The sequence below is a fragment of the Pseudomonas syringae group sp. 243L2 genome (assembly GCF_032587875.1).
Lineage (GTDB): Bacteria > Pseudomonadota > Gammaproteobacteria > Pseudomonadales > Pseudomonadaceae > Aquipseudomonas > Aquipseudomonas amygdali.
The window spans coordinates 235,526-257,842 of the sequence record NZ_JAWHPL010000013.1 but is presented as its reverse complement, the minus strand read 5'-3'; the positions used below and the strand labels follow the sequence as shown (position 1 = coordinate 257,842).

Annotated in this window: 25 protein-coding genes; 7 read left to right on the top strand and 18 right to left on the bottom strand. The window is 57.4% G+C overall.

Features of this window, described 5'->3' with window-relative positions:
• Nucleotides 1-5: 5 nt before the first annotated feature.
• A complete protein-coding gene (gene imuA, locus RYB66_RS06905) occupies nucleotides 6-626 on the bottom strand; it encodes a translesion DNA synthesis-associated protein ImuA (protein ID WP_005777496.1) in 621 nt (206 codons plus the stop codon).
• On the bottom strand, nucleotides 626-1,243 hold the full coding sequence (gene lexA / locus RYB66_RS06900; RefSeq protein ID WP_010202582.1) for a transcriptional repressor LexA: 618 nt from the start codon (nucleotides 1,241-1,243) through the stop codon (nucleotides 626-628). Before lexA ends, imuA begins: the two co-directional genes overlap by 1 nt.
• Nucleotides 1,244-1,424: 181 nt before the next feature.
• On the opposite strand from lexA, the gene RYB66_RS06895 reads away from it, so the two are divergent.
• The gene (locus RYB66_RS06895) at nucleotides 1,425-2,420 is read left to right on the top strand and encodes an aldo/keto reductase (RefSeq protein WP_005777499.1); all 996 of its coding nucleotides are present in this window, start codon (nucleotides 1,425-1,427) and stop codon (nucleotides 2,418-2,420) included.
• Between the two features lie 19 nt (nucleotides 2,421-2,439).
• On the opposite strand, the gene RYB66_RS06890 is transcribed toward RYB66_RS06895, so the two are convergent.
• Nucleotides 2,440-3,126 (bottom strand): hypothetical protein, encoded by a 687-nt coding sequence (locus RYB66_RS06890; protein ID WP_016981277.1) that lies wholly within the window; start codon nucleotides 3,124-3,126, stop codon nucleotides 2,440-2,442.
• Nucleotides 3,127-3,335: 209 nt separating this feature from the next.
• Here RYB66_RS06890 and RYB66_RS06885 point away from each other — a divergent pair, with 209 nt between their 5' ends.
• Genes RYB66_RS06885 through RYB66_RS06870 form a run of 4 tightly spaced genes read left to right on the top strand, consistent with a single transcriptional unit; the run spans nucleotide 3,336 to nucleotide 6,200 of the window.
• Nucleotides 3,336-3,713: a hypothetical protein gene (locus tag RYB66_RS06885; protein WP_155276258.1), complete on the top strand. Its 378-nt coding sequence runs from the start codon at nucleotides 3,336-3,338 to the stop codon at nucleotides 3,711-3,713.
• Nucleotides 3,628-4,638: an aliphatic sulfonate ABC transporter substrate-binding protein gene (locus RYB66_RS06880; RefSeq protein WP_005777502.1), complete on the top strand. Its 1,011-nt coding sequence runs from the start codon at nucleotides 3,628-3,630 to the stop codon at nucleotides 4,636-4,638. Before RYB66_RS06885 ends, RYB66_RS06880 begins: the two co-directional genes overlap by 86 nt.
• Complete coding sequence (locus tag RYB66_RS06875) at nucleotides 4,635-5,486, top strand: ABC transporter permease (protein WP_005743638.1); 852 nt, start codon at nucleotides 4,635-4,637, stop codon at nucleotides 5,484-5,486. The genes RYB66_RS06880 and RYB66_RS06875 overlap by 4 nt, the downstream gene beginning before the upstream one ends.
• Nucleotides 5,487-6,200 carry an ABC transporter ATP-binding protein gene (locus tag RYB66_RS06870; RefSeq protein WP_005777504.1) on the top strand — a complete coding sequence of 238 codons (714 nt, stop codon included), beginning with the start codon at nucleotides 5,487-5,489 and terminating at the stop codon, nucleotides 6,198-6,200.
• A 19-nt stretch (nucleotides 6,201-6,219) separates the two neighbouring features.
• Here RYB66_RS06870 and RYB66_RS06865 read toward each other — a convergent pair whose 3' ends face one another.
• A complete protein-coding gene (locus RYB66_RS06865; RefSeq protein ID WP_005777506.1) occupies nucleotides 6,220-7,299 on the bottom strand; it encodes a polyamine ABC transporter substrate-binding protein in 1,080 nt (359 codons plus the stop codon).
• A 388-nt stretch (nucleotides 7,300-7,687) separates the two neighbouring features.
• On the opposite strand from RYB66_RS06865, the gene RYB66_RS06860 reads away from it, so the two are divergent.
• Nucleotides 7,688-7,954 carry a DUF1652 domain-containing protein gene (locus tag RYB66_RS06860; RefSeq protein ID WP_002553708.1) on the top strand — a complete coding sequence of 89 codons (267 nt, stop codon included), beginning with the start codon at nucleotides 7,688-7,690 and terminating at the stop codon, nucleotides 7,952-7,954.
• Nucleotides 7,955-7,964: 10 nt separating this feature from the next.
• Here the strand turns inward: RYB66_RS06860 and RYB66_RS06855 are convergent, their stop codons facing one another.
• From RYB66_RS06855 to RYB66_RS06790, 14 genes are all read right to left on the bottom strand, one after another.
• Nucleotides 7,965-10,457, bottom strand: coding sequence for a UvrD-helicase domain-containing protein (locus RYB66_RS06855; protein WP_016981275.1), 2,493 nt, complete (start codon nucleotides 10,455-10,457; stop codon nucleotides 7,965-7,967).
• Between the two features lie 129 nt (nucleotides 10,458-10,586).
• Entirely contained in the window at nucleotides 10,587-11,510 is a 924-nt protein-coding gene (locus RYB66_RS06850) for a sugar kinase (protein WP_002553706.1), read from the bottom strand.
• A 28-nt stretch (nucleotides 11,511-11,538) separates the two neighbouring features.
• On the bottom strand, nucleotides 11,539-12,744 hold the full coding sequence (locus RYB66_RS06845) for an amino acid deaminase (protein WP_005743634.1): 1,206 nt from the start codon (nucleotides 12,742-12,744) through the stop codon (nucleotides 11,539-11,541).
• A 16-nt stretch (nucleotides 12,745-12,760) separates the two neighbouring features.
• Nucleotides 12,761-13,525, bottom strand: a complete 765-nt coding sequence (locus RYB66_RS06840; RefSeq protein ID WP_005743633.1) for an IclR family transcriptional regulator — start codon at nucleotides 13,523-13,525, stop codon at nucleotides 12,761-12,763.
• An 82-nt stretch (nucleotides 13,526-13,607) separates the two neighbouring features.
• Nucleotides 13,608-13,994: a RidA family protein gene (locus RYB66_RS06835; RefSeq protein WP_005743631.1), complete on the bottom strand. Its 387-nt coding sequence runs from the start codon at nucleotides 13,992-13,994 to the stop codon at nucleotides 13,608-13,610.
• 40 nt (nucleotides 13,995-14,034) lie between these two features.
• Nucleotides 14,035-14,826, bottom strand: a complete 792-nt coding sequence (locus RYB66_RS06830) for an amino acid ABC transporter ATP-binding protein (RefSeq protein ID WP_057404568.1) — start codon at nucleotides 14,824-14,826, stop codon at nucleotides 14,035-14,037.
• Nucleotides 14,823-15,485, bottom strand: a complete 663-nt coding sequence (locus RYB66_RS06825; protein ID WP_004665521.1) for an amino acid ABC transporter permease — start codon at nucleotides 15,483-15,485, stop codon at nucleotides 14,823-14,825. Before RYB66_RS06825 ends, RYB66_RS06830 begins: the two co-directional genes overlap by 4 nt.
• 9 nt (nucleotides 15,486-15,494) lie before the next feature.
• Nucleotides 15,495-16,157 carry an amino acid ABC transporter permease gene (locus RYB66_RS06820; RefSeq protein ID WP_005777516.1) on the bottom strand — a complete coding sequence of 221 codons (663 nt, stop codon included), beginning with the start codon at nucleotides 16,155-16,157 and terminating at the stop codon, nucleotides 15,495-15,497.
• 63 nt (nucleotides 16,158-16,220) lie between these two features.
• Nucleotides 16,221-17,072, bottom strand: coding sequence for a transporter substrate-binding domain-containing protein (locus RYB66_RS06815; protein ID WP_005777518.1), 852 nt, complete (start codon nucleotides 17,070-17,072; stop codon nucleotides 16,221-16,223).
• Nucleotides 17,073-17,418: 346 nt separating this feature from the next.
• Nucleotides 17,419-17,778: a hypothetical protein gene (locus RYB66_RS06810; RefSeq protein ID WP_004665522.1), complete on the bottom strand. Its 360-nt coding sequence runs from the start codon at nucleotides 17,776-17,778 to the stop codon at nucleotides 17,419-17,421.
• A 49-nt stretch (nucleotides 17,779-17,827) separates the two neighbouring features.
• Entirely contained in the window at nucleotides 17,828-18,271 is a 444-nt protein-coding gene (locus RYB66_RS06805) for a hemerythrin domain-containing protein (protein ID WP_005743629.1), read from the bottom strand.
• A 115-nt stretch (nucleotides 18,272-18,386) separates the two neighbouring features.
• Entirely contained in the window at nucleotides 18,387-18,812 is a 426-nt protein-coding gene (locus tag RYB66_RS06800) for a DUF3830 family protein (protein ID WP_002553696.1), read from the bottom strand.
• Between the two features lie 117 nt (nucleotides 18,813-18,929).
• Complete coding sequence (locus RYB66_RS06795; protein ID WP_162181495.1) at nucleotides 18,930-19,496, bottom strand: GNAT family N-acetyltransferase; 567 nt, start codon at nucleotides 19,494-19,496, stop codon at nucleotides 18,930-18,932.
• Between the two features lie 96 nt (nucleotides 19,497-19,592).
• A complete protein-coding gene (locus tag RYB66_RS06790; protein ID WP_005732846.1) occupies nucleotides 19,593-20,294 on the bottom strand; it encodes a DUF3053 domain-containing protein in 702 nt (233 codons plus the stop codon).
• Between the two features lie 858 nt (nucleotides 20,295-21,152).
• Here RYB66_RS06790 and RYB66_RS06785 point away from each other — a divergent pair.
• Nucleotides 21,153-22,001: a hypothetical protein gene (locus tag RYB66_RS06785; protein ID WP_005777524.1), complete on the top strand. Its 849-nt coding sequence runs from the start codon at nucleotides 21,153-21,155 to the stop codon at nucleotides 21,999-22,001.
• The last annotated feature ends 316 nt before the right edge of the window (nucleotides 22,002-22,317 follow it).

Here is a 22,317-nt window from a genome sequence, read left to right as displayed (position 1 = left end):
GAACCTCAGGCGTCGGTCGAAAATGGAATGGGGAAAGGCGGCGCAAGCCCGCCACGGCACTTGAGCACCCGCAATTGTGCAGGACGGGTATCGACAGCGATGCGCAGGGCCGCCGGTGACGGATTGGCGGCGGCCTGCTGCGGGCGACAGGCAAACGCCAGGGTCTGCCCGGTTTCGGCAGCGACCTGCAAACGTCGCAGCGCACGGTCATCGACCATGCCGGGCCAGCACACGACCGCGCCACAGCTGCCGGAGCGCAGGCACTGTTCGGCAGCCCACAGGGCATCGCGCGGACCGGCCTCGATGACGACCAATTGGCGCAGATCGACCCCGGCGGCCAGCCAGGCTTGCGGGTACGGAATGTAGGGCGGTGCAACCAGCACAATGCGCTCACCGATCGCGGACAACCTTGCCAGACTTGGCCACAGCAGACGCAATTCCCCACTGCCATTGGCCGGGATGAGAATTTCAGTCAGGGCGGCAGCAGGCCAGCCGCCAGTGGGCAAGGCGCTATCGAGCAGCGCATGGCCACTGGGGTGCGGGCTGACCTGCGGCGCGCTCTGCTGACGGCCTTTCCAGACCCTGCGCTCATCCAGCAAGGCGTCAAGGCTGACCACCGCGCCCATCATTCGCGCCGGACCAGCCCGCAGAATACGCCTTCGATGGCGAAGTCCTGATCAGGCGTGACAATGATCGGTTCGTAGGCCGGGTTGCGCGGCAACAGGCGCACCTGATCGGCACTGCGATGCAGGCGCTTGATAGTGACTTCGCCGTCCAGGCGGGCAACGACGATCTGGCCGTCACTGGCCTGCGGGTTACGGTGCACGCCGACCAGATCGCCATCAAGGATACCGTCTTCGATCATCGAGTCGCCCTGCACGCGCAACAGGTAGTCCGGCACACGGGTAAACGTGCTGCGGTCCAGATGCAGTGTGGTGTGAATATCGAGGTCCGGCCCGATAGGTGCGCCCGCAGCTACGCGCCCCAATACCGGAAGTTCGAGCAATTCGGGCCGTGGCTCACTGTTGAGCAGGCGAATACCCCGGGCCTGGTGCGCTACGACCTCGATCAGACCGGCTTCTGTGAGGGCCACAATGTGCTTGCGCGCCACGCTGCGTGAAGCAAAACCGAAAGCCTCGGAGATTTCCGCCAGGCTCGGCGATTGCCCTTGCTGCGCGATGCGATCGCGGATGAAGGTAAGGATTGCGCTGCGACGGGGAGATAATGTGCTCATGGAGTACATTTGTACTCCACTCGTGATTTTATGACTAGTACGGTTTGTCGGATTGACGCCGCACGCTCTCGCGCTTTGTGAACGTTAATTATTCGGATTTTCACAACAGTGAAATAAGAAACACCCGGTTTATTGCGCCAGCCAAAGCGTAGAGACTTGATGGCTCTTTCAACGATCAGGAGAGTTCATTGTGATCACGCGCCAACTGGGTCACCACGGTCCGCAGGTTTCTGCCATCGGGCTGGGCTGCATGGGAATGTCGGACTTCTACACCACCGGCATCGACGAAAAGGAATCCATCGCCACCTTGCACCGCGCACTGGAGCTGGGTGTCACCTTTTTCGATACAGCGGACATGTACGGCCCGCACACCAACGAGACGTTGCTCGGCCGGGCTCTTGAAGGCAAACGCGAAGGTATTTACCTGGCCAGCAAGTTCGGCATCGTGCGTGGCGATGACCCGCATGCGCGTGGCGTGAATGGCAGCCCGGCGTACATTCACCAGTCCATCGATGCCAGCCTGAAACGGCTGAATACCGATTATCTTGATCTCTACTATCAGCACCGTGTCGACCCCAATGTGCCCATCGAGGACACCATCGGTGCCATGGCCGAGCTGGTCAAGGCTGGCAAGGTTCGCCATATAGGTATCTGCGAAGCCAGCGCAGCGACCATCGAAAGAGCCCACAACGTGCATCCGCTGGCCGCCGTGCAAAGTGAATATTCGTTATGGTCACGCGATCCGGAGCACGACAATGTGCTCGCCACTTGCCGTCGCCTGGGTATTGCTTTCGTGGCTTACAGCCCGCTGGGCCGTGGCTTTCTGACTGGCGCATTGCGCACCCCGGACGATTTCGCTGCCGATGACTATCGTCGTTTCAGCCCGCGCTTTCAGGACGAAAACTTCAAACGCAATCTGGCACTGGTAGAAAAGGTCAAGGCACTGGCTGCGGCCAAAGGCGTCAGCGCGTCGCAACTGGCGCTGGCCTGGGTACTTGCTCAAGGCGACGACATCATTCCGATCCCGGGCACCAAACAGCGCAAGTACCTGGAAAGCAATGTGGCAGCAGCTTCATTGACGCTGAGTACCGATGAGCTGGCTCAACTGGATGCGATCTTCCCGGCGCAAGGGGCCGTGTCGGGCGAGCGTTACAGCCCGGAGTCGATGAAGTCGCTCAACGGCTGAAAACGTTTGTGGTTCGAGATCAGGTCGCCTCAGGGCAGGTCTCGGTGCCGTTGTTGAGGCCCTGTTTTTGATTCTTGTAATCGAGCGTGGCCTTGCCATCGACCCATTTCAGGGTGACGACAATCACTGAGTCGAAATCATCGTTCGTCCAGTCATCAAGCAGGTTAGTGCTCTTGCCGGACGCTTCTTCAGCAACCTTGTTGATCAGCTCCGGCAGGTAGCCATGCGACCAGGCGGTGTAGACAACTGCGTTGTGGTACTTGTCCCGCATCAGCTCATCGGCCAGGTCTGCGGTGTCGTTGGCACCAAAGTCGAGGTTGACGGGCAGACCCAGTTTGATTGCGCTGGGCCCTACCGTCATCAGCGGACGCACGTAGCTGTAGGACAGGTCGCCCTCACCCTCTTCCACGTGTCGGCTGGGGTTGGCGGCGAAGATAAAGTCAGCTTTGCCGAATTCCCTGGGCAAGACCTCCGACAGTTCGATGGCCCGGTTGAGCCCTTGGCAGTTCAGTTGCCCCAGCCCCATGGCCGGTTTTTCGGCATGACGAAGAAATACCAGTGTCTGCGTGCCGTTCTTGGGCTCGGCATGAACCCCCTTGCCCATGGTGAACAGGGCCAGGGCAGAAGCCACCAGTAATGATGGGAAGAAGCACCATGCGATGCGGCGCTGGAGTCGGGTGATCGAAGGCATTTTCGGCATATTCATTATTTTCTGAGTCCGGTGCGCATTTGAAAGGGATCAGCCATCTGGCTGGTGCGAATACGCAGGCTTATGCAGCTCGCCCCAAGAATTTCTGCGGATCAGTCAACCAAGGGCGCAGTGGGCGCACACTCATGGATCACGCGCGAATCTTAGTGCTCACATGTTTCGAAATTAAGAATGTGGACGATTAGGAGTGTCAAAAAACGATTCTGTTGCAAACCTGGCGAAAAAAATCACCCGAAAAGCAGAAAAACTGTCAGAAAATCGTCGAAAAACAGGCCGTGAGCCTTACTGTTTACCAGGCAACAACAGTTCAACACCTTGCTGCCAGATCAACATCACTCACACTGGAAAATTGCCCTGATACCTTGCTGTTCAAGCACCCGGACCCTTGGCACAGAGCATGCAATATTCCATTTGTGAATTTCATGCTCTCTGGACTGCTGTTTTTGAAATATGCAAACCAGTCTTGCAGCCCTTGTCTCCCCGATCTGGACGCTCACTATGCCACAACCCCCTATTTCTTTTTGGTTGCAAACGCCGCGAGCCCTGATTCGCTGGATGGTAACGACCTGCACATTGGCGATTAGCCTGCAGGGAGTAGCACAGGCCGCTGAAACCGCGCCTGCCGAAGTCCGCCTGGATTACGCCTATTATTCGCCGGTCAGCCTGGCGCTCAAGCATTTTGGCTGGCTGGAGAAAGCCCTGCCGGAGGCGAAAGTCACCTGGGTGTTGAGCCAGGGCAGCAACCGCTCGCTGGAATACCTGAACAGTGGCAGCGTCGACTTTGCTTCGTCGGCCAGCCTGTCTGCGGTGCTGGCCAGGGCCAACGGCAGCCCGATCAAATCGGTGTATGTCTACAGCCGGGCAGAATGGACGGCTCTGGTGGTGCGCAAGGATTCTCCCCTGCAATCGGTTGCCGAACTCAAAGGCAAGAAAATCGCCGCCACCAAAGGCACCGACCCTTATCTGTTCACCTTGCGCGCGCTGCAGAAGGCCGGGCTGAAAAAGGATGATGTCGAGTTGCTGCACCTGCAGCATCCCGATGGACGCACCGCCCTCGAAAAAGGCGACGTAGATGCCTGGGCAGGGCTTGACCCGCACATGGCGGCCAGTGAAATACAGTCCGGCTCGCGCCTGCTTTACCGCAACAAGGACTTCAACAGCTATGGCGTACTGAGCGTCACGGAAACCTACGCCAAGGAGCATCCACAGGCGATCAGGACGGTATTGAGCGCTTATGAAAAAGCCCGCGAATGGGCGCTGAAGAACCCCGACGAATTGGCCAGATTGCTGGCTGACGAGTCAGGCCTGCCGCTGGAAGTCGCCAGGTTGCAATTGACCCGCACAGACCTGAGCAACCCGCAGCTGAGCGAAAAAGATGTAGAAGCATCCAAGTCCGCAGCACCGATTCTGGTGTCCGAGGACCTGGTGCGCAAAGGCGTGAAAGTCGAACAAGTGATCGATCAGTTGATCACGCCAGAGTTTTCCAAAGCCGTGATCGCAACGCCATGACCAGCCCAGACAAGTCCCTGCCTGCCTGTGCGCAGGCGGCCTTGCCTGACAAGGCGCAGCGCACGTTTTGGCAGCGCTACAAAACGCCGCTCAAAGGCCTGGTAGTCCCCGCTGTAATCATTGTTTTGCTGGAAATTATCGTGCGCATCGGCTGGCTGCCCTCCTACCAGATGCCAGCACCCAGCGAGATCGTGCTGACACTGCGCGATCTGGCCGATGGTGCGTTGTGGAAACACATAAGTGCCAGCCTGTTGCGTGTGCTCAGCGGCTTTGTGATCGGCGCAAGCCTGGCCTTGGTATTTGCCGCGTGGGTGGGGCTCAGCCGTGAGGCGGAGGCGTATCTGGAGCCGACGTTCGCCGGGCTTCGTTCCATCCCCAGCCTGGCCTGGGTGCCGCTTCTACTGCTGTGGCTGGGCATTGGCGAGACATCCAAGATTGTGCTGATCGCCATCGGTGCGTTTTTTCCGGTCTACCTCAACGGCGTGGCCGCGATTCGGGGCATTGACCGAAAGCTGGTGGAAGTCGGCCAGATGTATGGCTTCAGTCGCTATCGCCTGACCCGGCGTATTCTTCTGCCCGCCGCCCTGCCCGGCCTGTTCACCGGTTTGCGCAACGGCATGAGCCTGTCATGGATGTTTCTGGTAGCCGCCGAGCTGATCGCGGCCACAAAAGGCCTGGGCTACCTGCTCAGTGATGGACGCGAAACCTCGCGCCCGGACATCGTGCTGGCGGCCATCATCGTTCTGGCGACACTGGGCAAGTTGAGCGACGGCCTGTTGGCAGGCCTGGAAAAACGCTTTCTGGCCTGGCGGGACACATTCACCGGTCAAAGCCGCGAGGGTCGATAGATGCCGGAATCGTTGATGAACATACGCGTAGACCGCAAGGCATTCGCTGGCAATACCATACTGCAGGATATCGATCTGTCATTACAGTCAGGTGAGATCGTCAGCCTGCTGGGGCCAAGCGGTTGCGGTAAAAGCACGCTGCTCAGAATTGTCGCCGGGCTGGAGCAGGACTTTCGTGGCTCGGTGGACAACATTGAGGGAGAAGTCGCGTTTGTGTTTCAGGAACCGCGCCTGATGCCCTGGCTGACCGTCGAACAGAATATCGGCTTCAGTGACGATGCTGGCTACGACCGCAGATGGGTCGGTCAATTGATCGAGGAAGTGGGCCTGTCCGGTTTCGCCGATGCCTTGCCAAAAGCATTGTCCGGAGGCATGGCGCAACGCGTGGCCATTGCTCGCGGTCTGTACTCGCACCCTACGGTATTGCTACTGGATGAGCCTTTCAGCGCAGTGGACGCGTTTACCCGAATGAAGCTTCAGGACCTGCTGCTGCAATTGGCCGAGCGTCACGCTATCACCCTGTTGCTGGTGACTCACGATGTCGACGAGGCGTTGTACCTGAGCGACCGGGTATTAGTGATGGGCAGCCGCCCCGGCACGATCACCCAGCAACTGCCGGTCGGGCTGCAAGCACCAAGGGATCGCCGCGATCCGTTACTGGCTCGACTGAAAGCTCAGGCACTGACCGAGCTGCATCAGGCGCATATCATTTGACGTCGGTCGCCTCGCAGCCTTACTTGTCGGCCTTGAACTCTTTCCAGAGTCCCTGGCGCAACGCCTCGATATTAACCGGGACCTGAGACATCACGAACAAGCGGCTCAGCATGTCGGCGTCTGGATAGACAGTGGTATCCGTCCACAGGCCGGGATTGATCAGGGCGTCGGCCTTTTCGTTACCGTTGGCGTAATGCACCGTATTGGTAATGTTGGCGATCACTTCCGGGCGCAGCAGGTAGTTCATGAACGCGTAGGCACCTTTGACATCAGGGGCATCAGCCGGGATGGCGATCATGTCAAACCACATTGGCGCGCCCTCCTTTGGAACCACATAGCTGATTGTGATGTTGTTACCCGCTTTTTGGGCCTGCTCCTGCGCCAGGGAAATATCCCCTGAGTAGCCCACTGCCACACAGATCTTGCCCGTAGCGAGGTCGCCAATATAGTCGGCTGAACTGAAATTGCGCACATACGGCCGTACCTCATCCAGCAGCGCCTTGGCCTTTTTGTAGTCGTCCGGCACCTCGCTGTGCGGTGGCAGGCCGAGGTAGTTCAGAGCGATAGGGATCAGCGCCGGTGCGCTGTCCAGAAAAGCGACACCACACTGGGCGAGCTTTTTCATGTTTTCCGGCTTGAGCACCAGATCCCATGAGTCAAGCGGTGTGTCCTTGCCAAGAATGGCCTTGACCTTCGCCATGTCATAGCCGATTCCGGTGCTGCCCCACAGGTAGGGAAACCCATGCTGGTTGCCCGGATCACTGCCCTCCAGTGCCTTGAGCAGAACCGGGTTGAGGTTTTTCCAGTTGGGGAGCTGCCGTTTGTCGAGGGTCTTGAGCAAGCCGTTTTCAATCTGTCGACCCATGAAATGAATGGACGGAAAGACCAGGTCGTACCCGGAATGGCCAGCAATCAGCTTTGTGTTCAGCGTCTCATTGGTTTCGAAAGTCTCGTAAGAGGTCTTGAAACCGGTGGCCGCTTCAAAATTTTTCAGAGTGTCCGGGGCGATATAATCCGTCCAGTTGTAGATATTGACCGTCTCCGCCGCATGGCTGGTCGAGGCCAGCAACATCAGTGCAGCAAGGGATTTTCTCAGCATTTTCAGCTCCTCGGGTCAATATCGATAGCTTGCCCCAGACCGGGCATGAAAACCACCTTCGTCAAGCAAATTCAGTTCACTACGGGGCCTTCTCCGGGGTGAATGACAAATGCATGGAACGTGCCCATTGATACCTTGCGATGATGACAGCCATATAATTGATTTTTTTGTGCTGCGTCATAAAAAATTTTTCCAGAACGGTGCTGGCAAATGCTATTTTCAGTACTCGTCAGACCGCTCAGCGATCCTGCTGGAAAGCAACCCGACCGACCGATAGTCCGCTGCGCTGATTATCTTCTCGGCATCATGCTTTACCGGACGAATTCTGGCTGTCTGCCTACCCATTGGAGCAAGGGAAATGCTCGATTGATTAAGGTGGGCCATTGTCATGAACAAAGTCACATTCCCCAATGCGTGCCAACTGATGCGCTGGCACTTCCATCCGGTAGGCTTTGAAGCCTCGATGGATGCTCCCGGCAGCATGATTGCACGACTTTTCGACCGCGCCAGCGGTGAGACAGTCGTCGCCATCGCAGGCCTGCCGTGTTCCACGGTGATGAATGCCGCAGATGTAGAGCGCATCATCGAAGCCATCGAGGATGAGCTGGAATTGTTCGGCACTCATACGCAGCAACAGGTCGCCGGTTTTTCCTGAGATGACAGCCTCAGCCTGTTCGGACTTTACCGCGCAAGTCTTCAAAGAAAGGCTTGTCATGGGCAATTCTGTCTGAAGCTTTAGGCATCTGGGCACTTTCCCCGCCGCCGGTGCCTTGATCGATATACCAATAGCAATGCAGCGCCGCACGAGTAATGGCGACATAAGCCAGGCGCAAGACTTCATCCTTCTGCGCTGTATCAAAGGGCTGAAGATCGCTCGCATCACCCAGCCCTGCCAAACGGTAAACCTGATTCTTGTAAGGCGAGACAGTCAGATGCTGGCAGTCGCCCAACAAAAACACAGCATCCGCCTGCAAGCCTTTGGAACTGTGGTACGTCAACGTCCTGATGCGACGACCTTGCGCGCCCATCGCCGCGTCAGCATCGATCAATGTCTGCAAACGCTCCGAGAACCGGCTTTTCTCGCTGCCTTTGCGGTACAGCAGCAGAATCGAGTCACCGTCGTTGTAGTGCTCGGCTACACGCTCGGCCAGTTCGTCTTCGTCACGATCCAGCACCGTGACCGGCAGCAACTCTTGCGGCATGCCGCTGGCACGAGCCTTCTTGCCCGCAATCGCCGGAGCTGCCCGGACAATATGCTCTGCGGCATCGATAATGTGCTGATGGCTGCGGAAGTTGTCACTGAGCATGACTCTGGTGGTCGCCGGTGACGAAAACTCCCTGGCGAACTCCATGAAATACTTGGGTGAGCTGCCGCGCCAGCCGTAGATCGATTGCCAGTCATCGCCGACACACAGCAGTGATGAATGCTGAGCGATCCGGCCTGTATGCAGAGCGGGACCACGACGCCGGATTTCGCGCAGGCTGGCGCGTATCCATGAGACGATCTGCGGCGACACATCCTGGAACTCGTCGATCATCAAATGCGACAGCGGTCTGAGCATCTGGTCGCTGACGTGTTTGAGGTTTTCCGGCGATGTTTCACCGAACAACGCAAACATCCGGTTATAGGTCATGATCGGAGGCGACTGAGCCAGCAGGTGCGTTTCGAAAGCTTTCCAGAAAAGACTCAGCGCTTCGAAGAAGAAACGATCCGGGTCGTCGCTGGCAAAGCTCATCTCGGACACGGCATTGGGTACATCCAGTCCCAGGTTCTCGATGAAGCTGGCGGCGGTGACAAAACAGTCCAGTAGCGGCGCAGCACCGAGCTCACCCTTGACCCGATAGTCGAATCCGGGCCCGGCAACTGCGTCGCCCGCCAATGACTGCAATAGCTTGCTGGCAGACTGATAGTTATCCAGCCAGATCAAAGGCTTACTGCAGAAAGCTTGAAACAGGGTGCGCTTTATGACCCCCTCGGCCCACACTGGCAATTTGGCACCCGGCCGCTTGAGTTGCTGGTCTTCACTGGCGTCCAGGCCCAGCACAACCCAGGCGTCCAGCTCGGCAATATAGCCGTGAAAATAAAAGGTAAATCCATTTATTTCAACAGCTTGGCGCATAGGCTCAATGCCCTTTATAGGCCATGCTCCTGCGCGAATCCACAAGTCCTCGACGGTGTCACACCACTCCTCATCCCGTTTCGAGGATAGCTCGGTCACCGCGACACGCTTCTGCACGTCAGGATGGTCGCGATCCAGTTCCTTGAGCTGCAAGGCATGGCGATACAGCGGCGCCATGACTTCGCGGAAACGCTCATTGCCGGCGTACAGGTCGCGGTAGCAGAGATTGAGTTGCTGACGCTGCGCGTCGTTGATCCGCAGGTCGAAAGGATTGCTGTCCGCCTCTTCCAGGCCGGATGACTGGCTGCTCAGGTTCTCGAACGCCCTGAGCTGCTCAAAACCCGGCAGGCTGCGCACCAGCGGCAGAATACGCGAATGAAAGGTGCGAACCAGGTCACGAGCCTGTTTCTGCCCCGTCACATGCCCCCACAAGGCCATCACCTCGATCAGCTTGCCGATGAAGTCCTTGCGCGACTCACGGGTGAAGGTCACGACTGTCATCGCATTCAGTTCAAAGCCCAGGTAGTGATGCAACAGCAGAATGCGCAGCACCAGCGATGTAGATTTGCCTGCGCCCGCCCCGGCAATGACGTAGGTAGATGGCGTATCGCTGAAAATCATCTTCCACTGCGCCGTGCTGGGCTGAGCATGCGCAGGGAGCTTTTCGGCGACATCGGCCTTGATACGCTTTTTCAGTTCAGGCGTGAGCGCCAGCCGCCAGTCGTCGAACAGATGGTCGTCAACTCTGGGGCCGCGATGTCGGACAGGCCGGGTATCGTTGATGACCAGCACCTGACGCGCTGCTTCCTCACCATCCAGGTAGCCGTCGGCATAACCCTCGCGCACGCCCTCTATGTGCCCATTCAGATAGCCGTCGGCATGGCCCTGGAACCACGACGGCGTGTGCTGCGAGCCCAACGCTGTAAGGCCGCGGCCCATCAGGCGCGATAACAGACGCCTGAAAAACGGCAGTTGCCGAGGCGGCATGAGATCGACATCCAGGTCATGAGGAAGCGCAGAAGGAAGGTCGTCAGGCACGCAGACTCCGGTGGATGGCTTGCAGGCAAAAAGGTCGCCTATGGTGGCCGGATTTGCGCGCAGGTTCCAGCGAAATGCTTGTCTGTCAGTGCGTTAGCCGATCAACTGCATGTTCCGTCGCAGGTGCCATCAGACTGGCATGACCGATTTTGGTACCAGCGCACCCGGGTGTTGAATCACCACACTGGCCAGACGATGACCTGCTTCGGCAGCCTGTCGCGGGTGTTCCCCCATGAGGCGGGCGGCCAGATAGGCAGCGCTGAACGAGTCCCCTGCTGCCGTGGTATCGACGACACGCTCGACCTTTTGCGACGCAATGTCGAAACGCTCGCCGCCGGCTTCCACAAGACAACTTTGCGCGCCGCGCTTGACGACGATCTCACCGATGCCGCGACCTCGATAGGCCGCCAGTAATTGCTCACTGTCGGCATAACCATAGAGCGCCTGCTCATCGTCTTCGGTGAGCAACGCCAGATCCACATGCTGCAGGCATGCCTGATAGGCCTCGCGAGCCTGCTCCACGCTGGCCCACAGCCGAGGCCGATAGTTATTGTCGAAGGCAACCCTGACCCCACGTTGACGAGCACGGTCCAGTGCTTCCAGCAATCGGGCGCGGCCTTGCTCGCCAAGTACCGCCAGGGTGATACCACTGAAATACAGCACGTCGTAGCTGGCCAGCGCCGCGAGGATCGGCTCGGCCGCAGGCGTCATGAAACAGTCCCGCACGGCGGCTTCGTTGCGCCAGTAGAGGAAACGACGCTCGCCATTGGCATCGGTCTGAATGCAGTAGAGCCCGGGTAAACGCCCCGGCAGGCGTTGCACCTTGCCCAGACCAATGCCCTCATCGGCCCAGATCCGGCACATTGCATCGCTGAAGCTGTCGTCACCCAGCGCCGTGACGTAATCCACCTTGGCCCGCTCACCCAACAATCGGGCAAGGTAAACCGCCGTATTGAGCGTGTCACCGCCGAAGCTCTGACGCAGGCTGCCGTCGGCATGCTGCTGTAACTCGATCATGCATTCGCCGATCAGGGCGACCCGTGGAAGGCTCATGAGACGATTACTCCTGCCAATACCGGAATTAGAAATAGGTGCTGAAAGGCTCGATCACTCGCATGTCATTATCCACCAGACAACCTGAACGCCACTTGTCGAAGGTCAGACACGGGTGTGAGGTACCGAAGGAAATGATGTCGCCAACTTTCAACTCGCATCCGGGCGCGACGGTCATGAAAGCGTGCTGATCCATCACGGCGGTCACTTTGCAGGCACTGACGTCGTCGCCTGATGCAGGCTGCACGCCAGCTTTGTAACGCAGCAGCGGGTTGGGCAGCCCTGCATCGTAGGCAACGTCGCGCTTGCCCATGGCGATCACCGCAAAACCCGGCTCCGGCATGGACTGCACATGCGCCCAGACCTCCAGCGCAGGGTGCAGCGCTTCGCTCAGCTCGGCACGTCGGTCCAGCACGCAGCACTGCGCGTCCTTGTAGATGCCGTGGTCATGCACCACATAACTGCCAGGGCGCAACACGCTGAGGAACCGCTCGCGAACGGCCCGGGCATCGAATGCTTCAGCGATCAGGTCGTACCACGCCGAGCCGGATGCAGTGACAATCGGGCGATCCAAAGCGAATGCGCCCTTGTCCTGCAGGTCGACAGCCAGGCGCACCAGCGACGCCGCAAAAGCCTTGATGCCATCGATGGCATGGTCGCCGTGGATGACGCCTTCGTAACCCTCGATACCCGTCAACGCCAGCGCCGGTTGCGCCTGAACAGCATCCGCCAGGGCCAAGACCTGCTCTTCGGTACGGCAGCCGCAGCGTCCACCGGGTACACCATATTCGATCATCACGTTCAGGCGCAGGCCGCGTGCCGCGAAAAACTGGCCCAGTGCAGCGACATTGTCTGGGTGATCGACCATGCAATGAAACTCGAACATCGGGTCAGCCAACAGATCGGCAATCACCGCCATGTTCGGCGCGCCGACCAGTTGATTGGCCATTAACACCCGCCGTACGCCATGCGCATAAGCGGCCTGGGTCTGGACCGCCGTGGCGAGGGTCATGCCCCATGCGCCCGCGTCCAACTGTCGCCGAAACAGCGCTGGCACCATGCTGGTCTTGCCATGCGGTGCAAGCTCTGCACCGCTGTCAGTGACAAAACGTTGCATCCAGCGAATATTGTGATCCAGCGCCTGACGATGGATGACCAGTGCAGGCAGGCTGACATCAGTGACCAGGCTGTCACCCGGTTGCGCAATACCCTTGTCCATTACGGCGGTGCTCATCAGTAATCTCCTGCAGTTATTCGTTGATTCGACGAGCCAGGCTGTTGGCGCTGTCGATCAGCACCCGCCGATAATCGTCGTAATGGGTCTTGGCATCGGCACGCGGCGCGACAATGCACAGGGTTGCGATGCACTGACCGTGCTCGTTTTTCACCGGCGCGGCGAAGCAGTGCGTGAAGGTGTCGGCCACGCTATCGAAGGAGAAGAAACCCTCTTCGCCTGCCTTACGGATCTCCCGCAAAAAGGTTTCCAGCGGCAGACGCTCGCCACCCGGGAGGATGAAATCTTCGGGATCAATCAGGTCGATGATCTGCTGATCGCTGAGGTGGCTGAGCAGCAGACGCCCGGAAGCGGTCCACGGGATGGGCGCGTTTTCACCGATGTCCGAGGAAATCCTGAAATGCCGCTCACCCTCTTTCATCAGCGCAACGGTGTATTTCCGGCCGTTGAGCAGGCACATCTGCGCGGTTTCCCGCGTCTGGCTGACGATCTCGCCCAGGCAGACTTCCGCCTCGCGAGTGAAATCGAAGTGCCGCAAGTGTGCCTGCCCCAGAAAATACAATTGACGGCCCAGATAGACATGCCCGTCCTTGCCCACCGTCTCCAGAATCCGCCGCTCCAGCAACGATGCCACCAGCTCGTAAACCGTCGATTTGGGGCTGCCGATCCCGCTGGCAATCTCATTGGGGCGCATGGGCCTGGCCTTTTCCTTGAGAAAATCCAGGATATCGAACGCCCGGTCCAGTCCACGTGCCCGGCGCTTGATAGTGTCTTCGGTCATGAGATTCGTTCCTTGGGAAAGCGGCAAGCCAAAAGCCTCAGGTGATCGGGCTTCCGGCTTGCAACGTGTAGCTGTACGTGTGCTATTTGCGTTTGTAGGCAATACAGTCGATTTCGACCTTGCAGTCGACCATCATGCTGGCCTGCACGCAAGCGCGCGCCGGTGCATGCTCGGGGCTGAAGTATTCACCGAACACCTTGTTGAAACTCCAGAAGTCCCGTGGGTCTTCCAGCCACACGCCGACACGTACTACGTCTTCGAGCGCATAACCGGCTTCGTCGAGGATCGCGATCAGATTACGCATGGTCTGGTGGGTCTGCTCGACGATACCGCCGACGATAATCTCGCCATCCTGCGCAGGCACCTGGCCAGAAACGTGCAACCAGCCGTCGGCCTCGACTGCTCGGGCGAATGGACGTGGCTGGCCGCCCCCTGCGGTGCTGCCTGCGCCATAACGGGTAATAGTCATGAGTTTTTCCTTGTCTTGAAGCATTGGACGTCGTGAAACGTTAAAAACGGATGTTCTTGAGAAACTCGCTCAAGCGCGTCGATTTCGGTTGCTCGAACAGTGTCTTGGGTGGCCCCTGCTCCTCGATACGCCCCTGATTCATGAATACAATCTGGTCTGAAACCTCATAGGCGAAACGCATTTCGTGAGTCACCAGCAGCATGGTCATGCCGTCTTCGGCCAGGTCCTTGATAACGCTCAGCACTTCGCCGACCAACTCCGGGTCGAGCGCAGAAGTGACTTCATCGAACAACATCAGGCTGGGATTCATGGCAATGGCACGGGCAATTGCGACCCGCTGCTGCTGACCACCGGACAACTGGCCGGGGAAGTGATTGCGGCGCTCCAGCAGCCCGACCCGGTCCAGCCACTTTTCCGCCAGGGCAATGGCCTGATCCTTGGGCATCTTCTTGACCTTGAGCAGGCCCAGGGTCACGTTCTGCAGAGCGCTGAGGTGCGGAAACAGGTTGAATTGCTGAAATGCCATGCCAGTCATTGCCCGGTGCTGTGCAATAACCCGCTCCGGATGACGGGTGCGCTTGCCGCCTACGTCGCTGTAACCGATATCCTGCCCCTCAAGCCGGATATGACCGCCCTGAAACTCTTCCAGCAGATTGACGCAGCGCAGCAAGGTGGTCTTGCCCGAGCCACTGGAACCGATCAGGGTAACAACGTTGCCTTTCTGCATACGCAGATCGACCCCCTTGAGCACTTCCACTGCGCCATAGGACTTGTGCAGGCCTTCGATGCTGAGCAGCGCCGGGCCGGGGGTTGCGTTATGAGTCTGTGTCATGGCAATGCCACCCGTTTTTCGATTTGCCGCCCAAGAAGCTCAATGGCGTAATTAATGAGAAAGAACAGAAAACCTGCAAACAGGTAGAACTCCAGGGTCATGAACGTGCGCGCAATCACCTGCTGAGTGCTCAACAACAGTTCAGCCACACCGATGACTGAAAGCAGTGTCGAAGCTTTGACGATCTCGGTCGAGGAATTGACCCACGTCGGCAGGATCTGGCGCATGGCCTGCGGCAACAACACATAGCGCAGCGACTGATTGAAACGCAGCCCGATCGCCTTGCCAGCCTCCAGCTGGCCAGCGGGAATGGCCTGCAGGGCACCGCGCACGATTTCCGATACGTGAGAGCCGCAGAACAACGTCAGGCCTATTGCGCCAGCTTGAAACGCGCTGATTTGCCAGCCCAGCGCTGGCACCATATAAAAGACTGCCAGTACCAGCACGAACACCGGCGTACCGCGTATCAGATCCACATAGAGTCGGATCGGCAACCGTGCGAAGAATCCGCCGTAGGTCAGCACCAGACCGGCCAGCATGCCGATCAGCGTACCTGCGGCAATCGCCAGCGCCGAGCACTGGATACTGGTCAAAAAGCCGGACCAGAGCACTTCTCGCGCGGTCCACAACTCCTGCAACCAGCCAGGGGGTTGATACATGACAACCTCCTAGCGGCGAATCGCCAGACGTTGTTCGAGGGTGCGCAAGAGCATGGCGATCACATAGCAGGCCACTACATAGAGTGCAGTGGTCACCAGCCAGGTTTCGATCACCCGGTAGCTTTCGACGTTGATCTTGCGCGCGTAGTAGGTCAGCTCCGGCACCGCAATGGCGGCTGCCAGTGAGGTGTCCTTGAACAGCGAAATGAAGTTGTTGGATAGCGCTGGCAACACGTTGCGCAACATGACCGGCACGATGATGTATGCCCTCACCTGCCACTCGCCCAGACCGATGGCCAACCCTGCTTCGCGCTGACCTTTGTGGATGCTCAGCAAACCGGCACGGAAAACTTCGGTCAGATAGGCGCCAGCGTACAGCGACAGCGTGACAATGAACGACGCCAGCTTGTCCAGGCGAATGCCCAGCCCGGGCAAGGCGAAGTAGATCAGCAGGATCAACACCAGAATGGGCGTGTTGCGCACCACGGTGACGTAGATCGACGCGACAACTCGCAGTGCCTTGTAACGTGACAGCAGCGCAAATGCATTTGCCAACCCGATCACACAGCCGATGGCGATCGAGATCAGGGCCAGTTCCAGCCCCAGGCCCAACCCCGCCAGCAAGCTGGGAAAGTCGCGCCATACGGCATCAAAATTCAATTGATAATTCATGCTTGCCCGTACCTGGCAGGGAAAGCCCGATGGCCTGCCCTGCCCTTGAAGGTCAGAGTGGACTTATTTGTATTCCATCGGGAAACCGATTGCAGGCACAGGCAGATCGACACCGAACCATTGCTTGAACGAAGCGGCGTAAGCCGGGAACTCGACACCGGTCATGGCTTCATGCAAGGCGGTGTTGACGAAGTTCAACCAGTCCTGATCGCCACGTTTGACGGCACAAGCGTAGGTTTGCGGGCTCCAGGCAAAAGCCGGCGAGCGGTAGCGCCCAGGGTTCTGCACCATCAGGTATTTCACCGAAGACTGGTCGGTGGCTGCCGTGTCGGCGCGCCCCGAGTTGATCGCCTGGTACATCAGGTCAACGCTGTCGTACTGATCGACCTTGGCCTTGGGCAGTGCCTGATGCACCAGTTCTTCGGCATATACGTTCTGCAGCACGGCAACGGTCACGCCGTCGCCTGCGGCTTTAAGGTCATCTATTTCCTTGTATTTGCTGTTGGCAGGCAGCAACAACGCTACGCCTTCGCGGTAGTACGGCAAGGTGAACGCCACCTGCTGTGCACGACTGGCGGTAACGGTGATGAACTGGCAACTGATGTCAACCTTGTCGGTCAGCAGGTTGGGAATTCGCGCATCCGAGGACTGCACCACGAACTCGACCTTGCTCGGGTCATTGAACAGGCCCTTGGCGATGATCCTGCCGATGTCGATATCGAAACCCTGCAACTTGCCGTCCGCTCCCTGAAAATGCCATGGGGCATTGGTACTGCCTGTACCCACCACCAGATTGCCACGTTTCAATACTGCATCCAGCTTGCTGCCTTCGGCGGCCTGAGCCGCGTTGACCAGCGTGAATGAGGCTGCAAGGACAAACGCACAAGCTTTCACAAAAGAAGGTCCGCGATGCATGACATAGACTCCGCCGAAGTATTTTTATTCCGCTATAGCGGACAATGGTATGTAACAACGGAATAGATAGCAGAAAGTGTGCCATACGAGGCCTGCGAAAAACACCGCATAAAAATGTCGAGGCAAATCAAAAGGCTGGAGATGAAGGAGTTGATGGCTGGGTGATATTACGGCTTGAGGACATCGCTACCATTTGTCACGTTTGAGTGGTAAGGCCCCACTCTTGTGCGCGCGCGCTATCGAGTACGCAGTACTGGTGCAGGCGCAATGGTCGCGCCGCAGTGAAGATAGGAGGCAAAGCGCCACGAACTGCTTGCCAATGCGGGAGCATTGGCAAGAGATTCAGTCAGAGGCAGGTAGCAATCGCAGCAGATCGCAAGGCGGCCTGGGTATCGCCCTGCGGGGCGTAGAACTCGACAGCAGTGGCAGGACCTTTGGCGTGTACGTCTGCGAAATACCTGGATTCGGTAGTGAACACGGTGAAGCCGCCACCGGAAAGATCATGCAGGAACACATCTGAAGATGTGCCAAACATCGCTTCGTTCTGCCAGGTCACCTGAATGCACTGGGCAACGGCGGCATCCTGCTTGGCACTCGACAGGACCTTGAATGGCCCTGCCGCACGTGCTGAGTTTGAAGGCGCTGCGCACCCGGCCAGAACCGTTGCCGCAATCACCGTTGCGCTCGTCAAAAACAGAAGCTTCATGTCGTGCCTTAGCTGATAAAAAAGCCGATTCTAGCACTGCACGGGCCTGTTACCCCTCAGCCAATTGCTCTTCGTATTCCTTCACGTACTCACCAGCCAGGCTCTCTTTCTGCTTTTCATCAAGTAACTTGCCTGCCATCTGAAAGAACTTCTGCTCTTCTTCCTTCAAGTGGTGATGCACTTTTTCCGACAACTTTTTCGCAGTCGCCAGCCAGGCCGGGCTCGACATCTCGGTTTCATCGAGCTCTTCCATCATCTCGTCCATTTCATGATGCTCGGAAATGGCATGGCGACTGAGGTCCACGCCGTTGTCGTGGGCCATCAGGGGAATGTAGAAAAACCGCTCTTCGGCTGTCTCATGAGCTTGAAGCTCATCCTTGAGCTGTTTGTAGGCTTTTTCCCGTTCGACACTGTCGCCGCTGGTCTGGATCAGTGCGTCGGCGTAACCGCGCTGACGATCATGGCTTTCACGCAATGCTTCAAAGATATTCAAGGTCTTGTCTCCAGGTCGGCTTCCGGGAGCTGGAAGCATTGTGGACTAGACCCCTGGCGAAGATCAGCAGTTCCGAGAAATGCTGGCAAATGACTACTGCGCAATAACCGCAGGCTCAGGCCAGCTCGAAAACCACATCCTGAGCGCCTTCCCAAAGCGTCTTGACGCCCAGTTTGCGAAGGTTTTCCTTGCCTTGAGTGATGGTCAGAAAGTGATTGCCGGCCAGTTGCCCCATCTTGCTGGCGAAACAGCACGAACCGTACGCCAGGATAATCTCGGTTTCGCTGTAACCACCCGGATAAAACAGAATGTCGCCCACAGAAGGATGACTCGTTGCGTTCTCGAAACCGATCAACGTGTCATTCAGCTTCAGTTGATAATCATCCAGCGGCACCCAGCAGCCTTCGCCACTCCAGCGCACATGAATGAATTTCTGCCGATAAGGCAGCAGCTTGAGAAACGCTTCCACCGTTTGCGGCGCATCCGGATTGGCTTCGGCCAGAAACTCGTATCCGCCTGCGGTAATTTTGATGGTGGTCACTGCAACGACTCCTTGAAGGCAACAATGCTCAGAATGATGCGCAAGGATAAACGCGAGTCTTGTGAGGCGTCACGGAGTTCCGCTGCGCTCACAGGGACACACATCTGCAATCGTTGATCAAACAGAATTCCGCGTCAGATTTGACCCGCCGAGCAGTTTGGCGAATAGCCTATTCTCATGCGTTTCGCCCTGAAACTCATAACGTGGCGAACCTTTTACTTCATAACCCTGCCGCGGATAAAACCCCAACGCGCGCGGGTTGCCAACCCAGACAGTCGCCCACATCAACGCCGCCTTTCTGGCCGTAGCGCGCTGCTCGGCGGCTTCGAGTAACAGTCGCCCTGCTCCACATCCAGTGAAGCGTTCCTGCACATAGAGGCGTTGCAACTCGGCAGCCGTCGATACGCCGAGCATCGGGTGATCGACGCACAGCGTTACCTGAGCGAAGCCGATCAGATGCCCAAGAGATTCAGCCACGATAATGAGCGTTTCCGATGCGCCAAGCAGATGCGCAAACGCCTGCGGGGAAAATGCGTCGAGGGCTTCGCGTGCGATGGACTCACGGATGCCCTGCGTTGCGTAGGTGTCGAGAAAGACCTGCATGCCCAGCGCGCTCAGGCATATAGCGTCAGCGGGCACTGCTTCACGCAGGGCAATCGTCGATAAGAGAGGTTTGATTATCAAACAGGCAGGCCCCGGGTCAGGCAAACAGACACGCGAATCATACCCGACATACGGCCTGGCCCGGCAACAAGGCCGGGGCAAGCTGCCAGATCAGTCTCAGCGACCGGTCATGAGCGATTGCAGGCGAGCCTGAGCCTGCTGAGCGTTTTTGCCCTGCTCGTTCAGCTCTTGCAGCAATTTGTTGAGTTCAGCCTGTACGACCGGATCCTTGACGGTTATCGCCGAACCGGAGATATCGATTTGCGATTTGTGCGCGTCCACATAATCGGCAACCTTCAGACCGCTCGAAAACGTGCCCTTTATTTGCGGCAAGACTTCACGGAACGTGTTGGCGGGCACGCTCACAGTCCGGTCATAAGCCTTGTCGTAAACGACTTTCAAGTCATCGGGCTGCTTGAGTTTGGCATGTGCCGCATCGGCCTTGCCCTGCTCGATGGTCAACTTCTCGCCGACCTCATCCAGACCTGTCTGCACGGCAGCCAGGTCTGCGCGACGTTGAATGACATCGCTTACCGAGCGAAAGGATCCTTTCTGCATCAAGCCAGCGAGAGGCTGCACTGCAGTGTCCATGCCCGCGCCGAAGTCGGAAATAACGGCATAGTGCGAGCTGTAGTCACCAAAGGCTTTCTTTTCATCGTCCGTCAGTTTGGGAACGTGCACACCTGGCTTGTCGATAATTCGGGTTTGCAGAAACTGAGTGAACGCAGTGCGTTGTTCGGGCTCCTTATCCCCGCAGCCAGTCAGCAACAGGGGTAAAGCAACAGCCAGCAGCAAGACTGGACGGAAAAGGGACTTCATGTCAGGAACCTCCGGGTGATGAGAATGCGCGCTCATAGGCACGGCCCGATGAACGCGAGCGTGCTTATAGTCTCGTCGTCACCTCATCTAGTTCCGCGACAGGTGAATTTTGAGAAGTCCCGTCCCCAGACCGGCTCACGGAAAATCCGCTCCTTCTCAGCTATTTGAGTCAACAAACGCGAGTACTTCATAGCTTCGGCGCGACAGCACTAGCCAGGCAAAAGCTCGCCTCGCGGCGCCCGCCTGGAAAGTTCATTAACTTTTCTTCATGAGGTGAAACGTTTCAGCGGCTAGTCTTCAGCGGACCGACAAAGTGAACAACAGGAGTCAATCACTATGTTTGCACACGAGGGCCTTGGCCTGATCCTTGTCTCCATCGTCTTTCTGCTCGGAGCGATTGCGATGTTCATTCACCCTTTCCACGCGTTGGGGAGCTGGTTCAGGAGGAAGCGGCAGGAACGGAAATCCGATTAGCCACCAACAAATTCGTCACAACAAGGAGGCCCGGTAATAGCCGGGCCTTGCAGCCTCACCCTCTCGCGCCTTCCTTCCCCCGCACAGCGCCAAGACTGTGTGCATACACAGTATTGTTGCGTTAAGTGCATCTAGCGACAGGAGCATTAACCACTAGTTTGATACTAGTCAATTAACATTAAACAACGCCGCGCGCCATGCCTTACATCCGAGAACATTGTAAAGAAATGGCAAATTCTCAAAAATGAGCCATCAATCTGTGGCGTGATGTTTCCAGTATGATACGCTTTCGAAACTCTTTGATGTTGAACTAATGGCCACCAGCCAGTAGTATTGCGCGCAAAATGTCCCAACTAATTTGCCACTAGTGCTTACAGGGTAGTCATGACTAGTCAATCCATCAATGCGACTGCTTATCTTCGCAAATCGGCTGAAGACCACATTCCGAAGCCGACCCGCGTACTTGATTTCGGCAAATGTAGAGGCACCAGAAAAGGCCCGGTTCTTCTGATTGGCTCAGGTCAATCTGCCCGAAACTTCCCGATTCAAGATTTTTCGGACGTCCCTATGATTACCATGAACGGGGCGTTCTCGATGTTTGCAGAAACGAACATCAAACCATTGTTCTACGTGTGTACTGACCGGGACTTTCCCAATCAGCAGCCCGAGCTGTTCGCCGCGGCAATGCGCGAGAGCGAGAATGTCGGCCTCTGGGAAGACCAGTTCAGCTCCGGCATTCCCAGGCCTTCCGGGCGCGCCTATGCGCTGAAGAAATCACCGAGGTTATCCACGGTTGCGGCGCTCTGCTCACGAGACGACGCACTGGTCAGAAAAGTGTCTTTATGGAGTCATAGAAGCAGGGATATCGGCTTCAGCAAAAACCTGGAATTGGGGTTTTTCGACGCTCGCACGGTCATGTATCTCGCCTTGCAATTGTCTTATCACCTTGGTTTTGATAGCGTCTTTCTTGTGGGCTTTGATATGAACCAGTCTGCAGGCCGATTCTATGAATCGTCGACAGATGTGTGCTCGCCTTGTGGACTGGACCAGCACTACGAATCAAGAATTCTCCCGTCACTGGAACTTATGTCGAAGCATGTAGTCGGGGATGATTTTCAAGTGTTCAATTTATCCGACAGCTCGCGAGTTCCGGATGAAGTCATTCCCAAGTTGAGCATTGATGAGGCCCGACTTAAAGTGAGCGTTGCCCGTTACAGCGCTAGCCGAACGTAAACGACCTCCCGATCAGGCAATGTGACGACTCAGTATCTTTCTTCTGCGACTTCTTTTGAAATCGCGCCTGCCTCTGCCTTGTGCACACGCTTTGAGCAAGGCTACCCAACAGGCTCCTGAGCAGGCCGGAACGTGGACAACTCGGCAATCCGGCACCGTCCACCATGTCACTGCCGCCCGACCTATGCGACAATGCGCGCCAATGTCTGGCATGAACCCCCACATTCATATCCCGGCAACGCGGCCATGGCAGGCTGCCGTTGCTGTAGACGTATGCCCGTTGGATCAGCTCATGCTCAGGCGGAGCAGGCTGAAC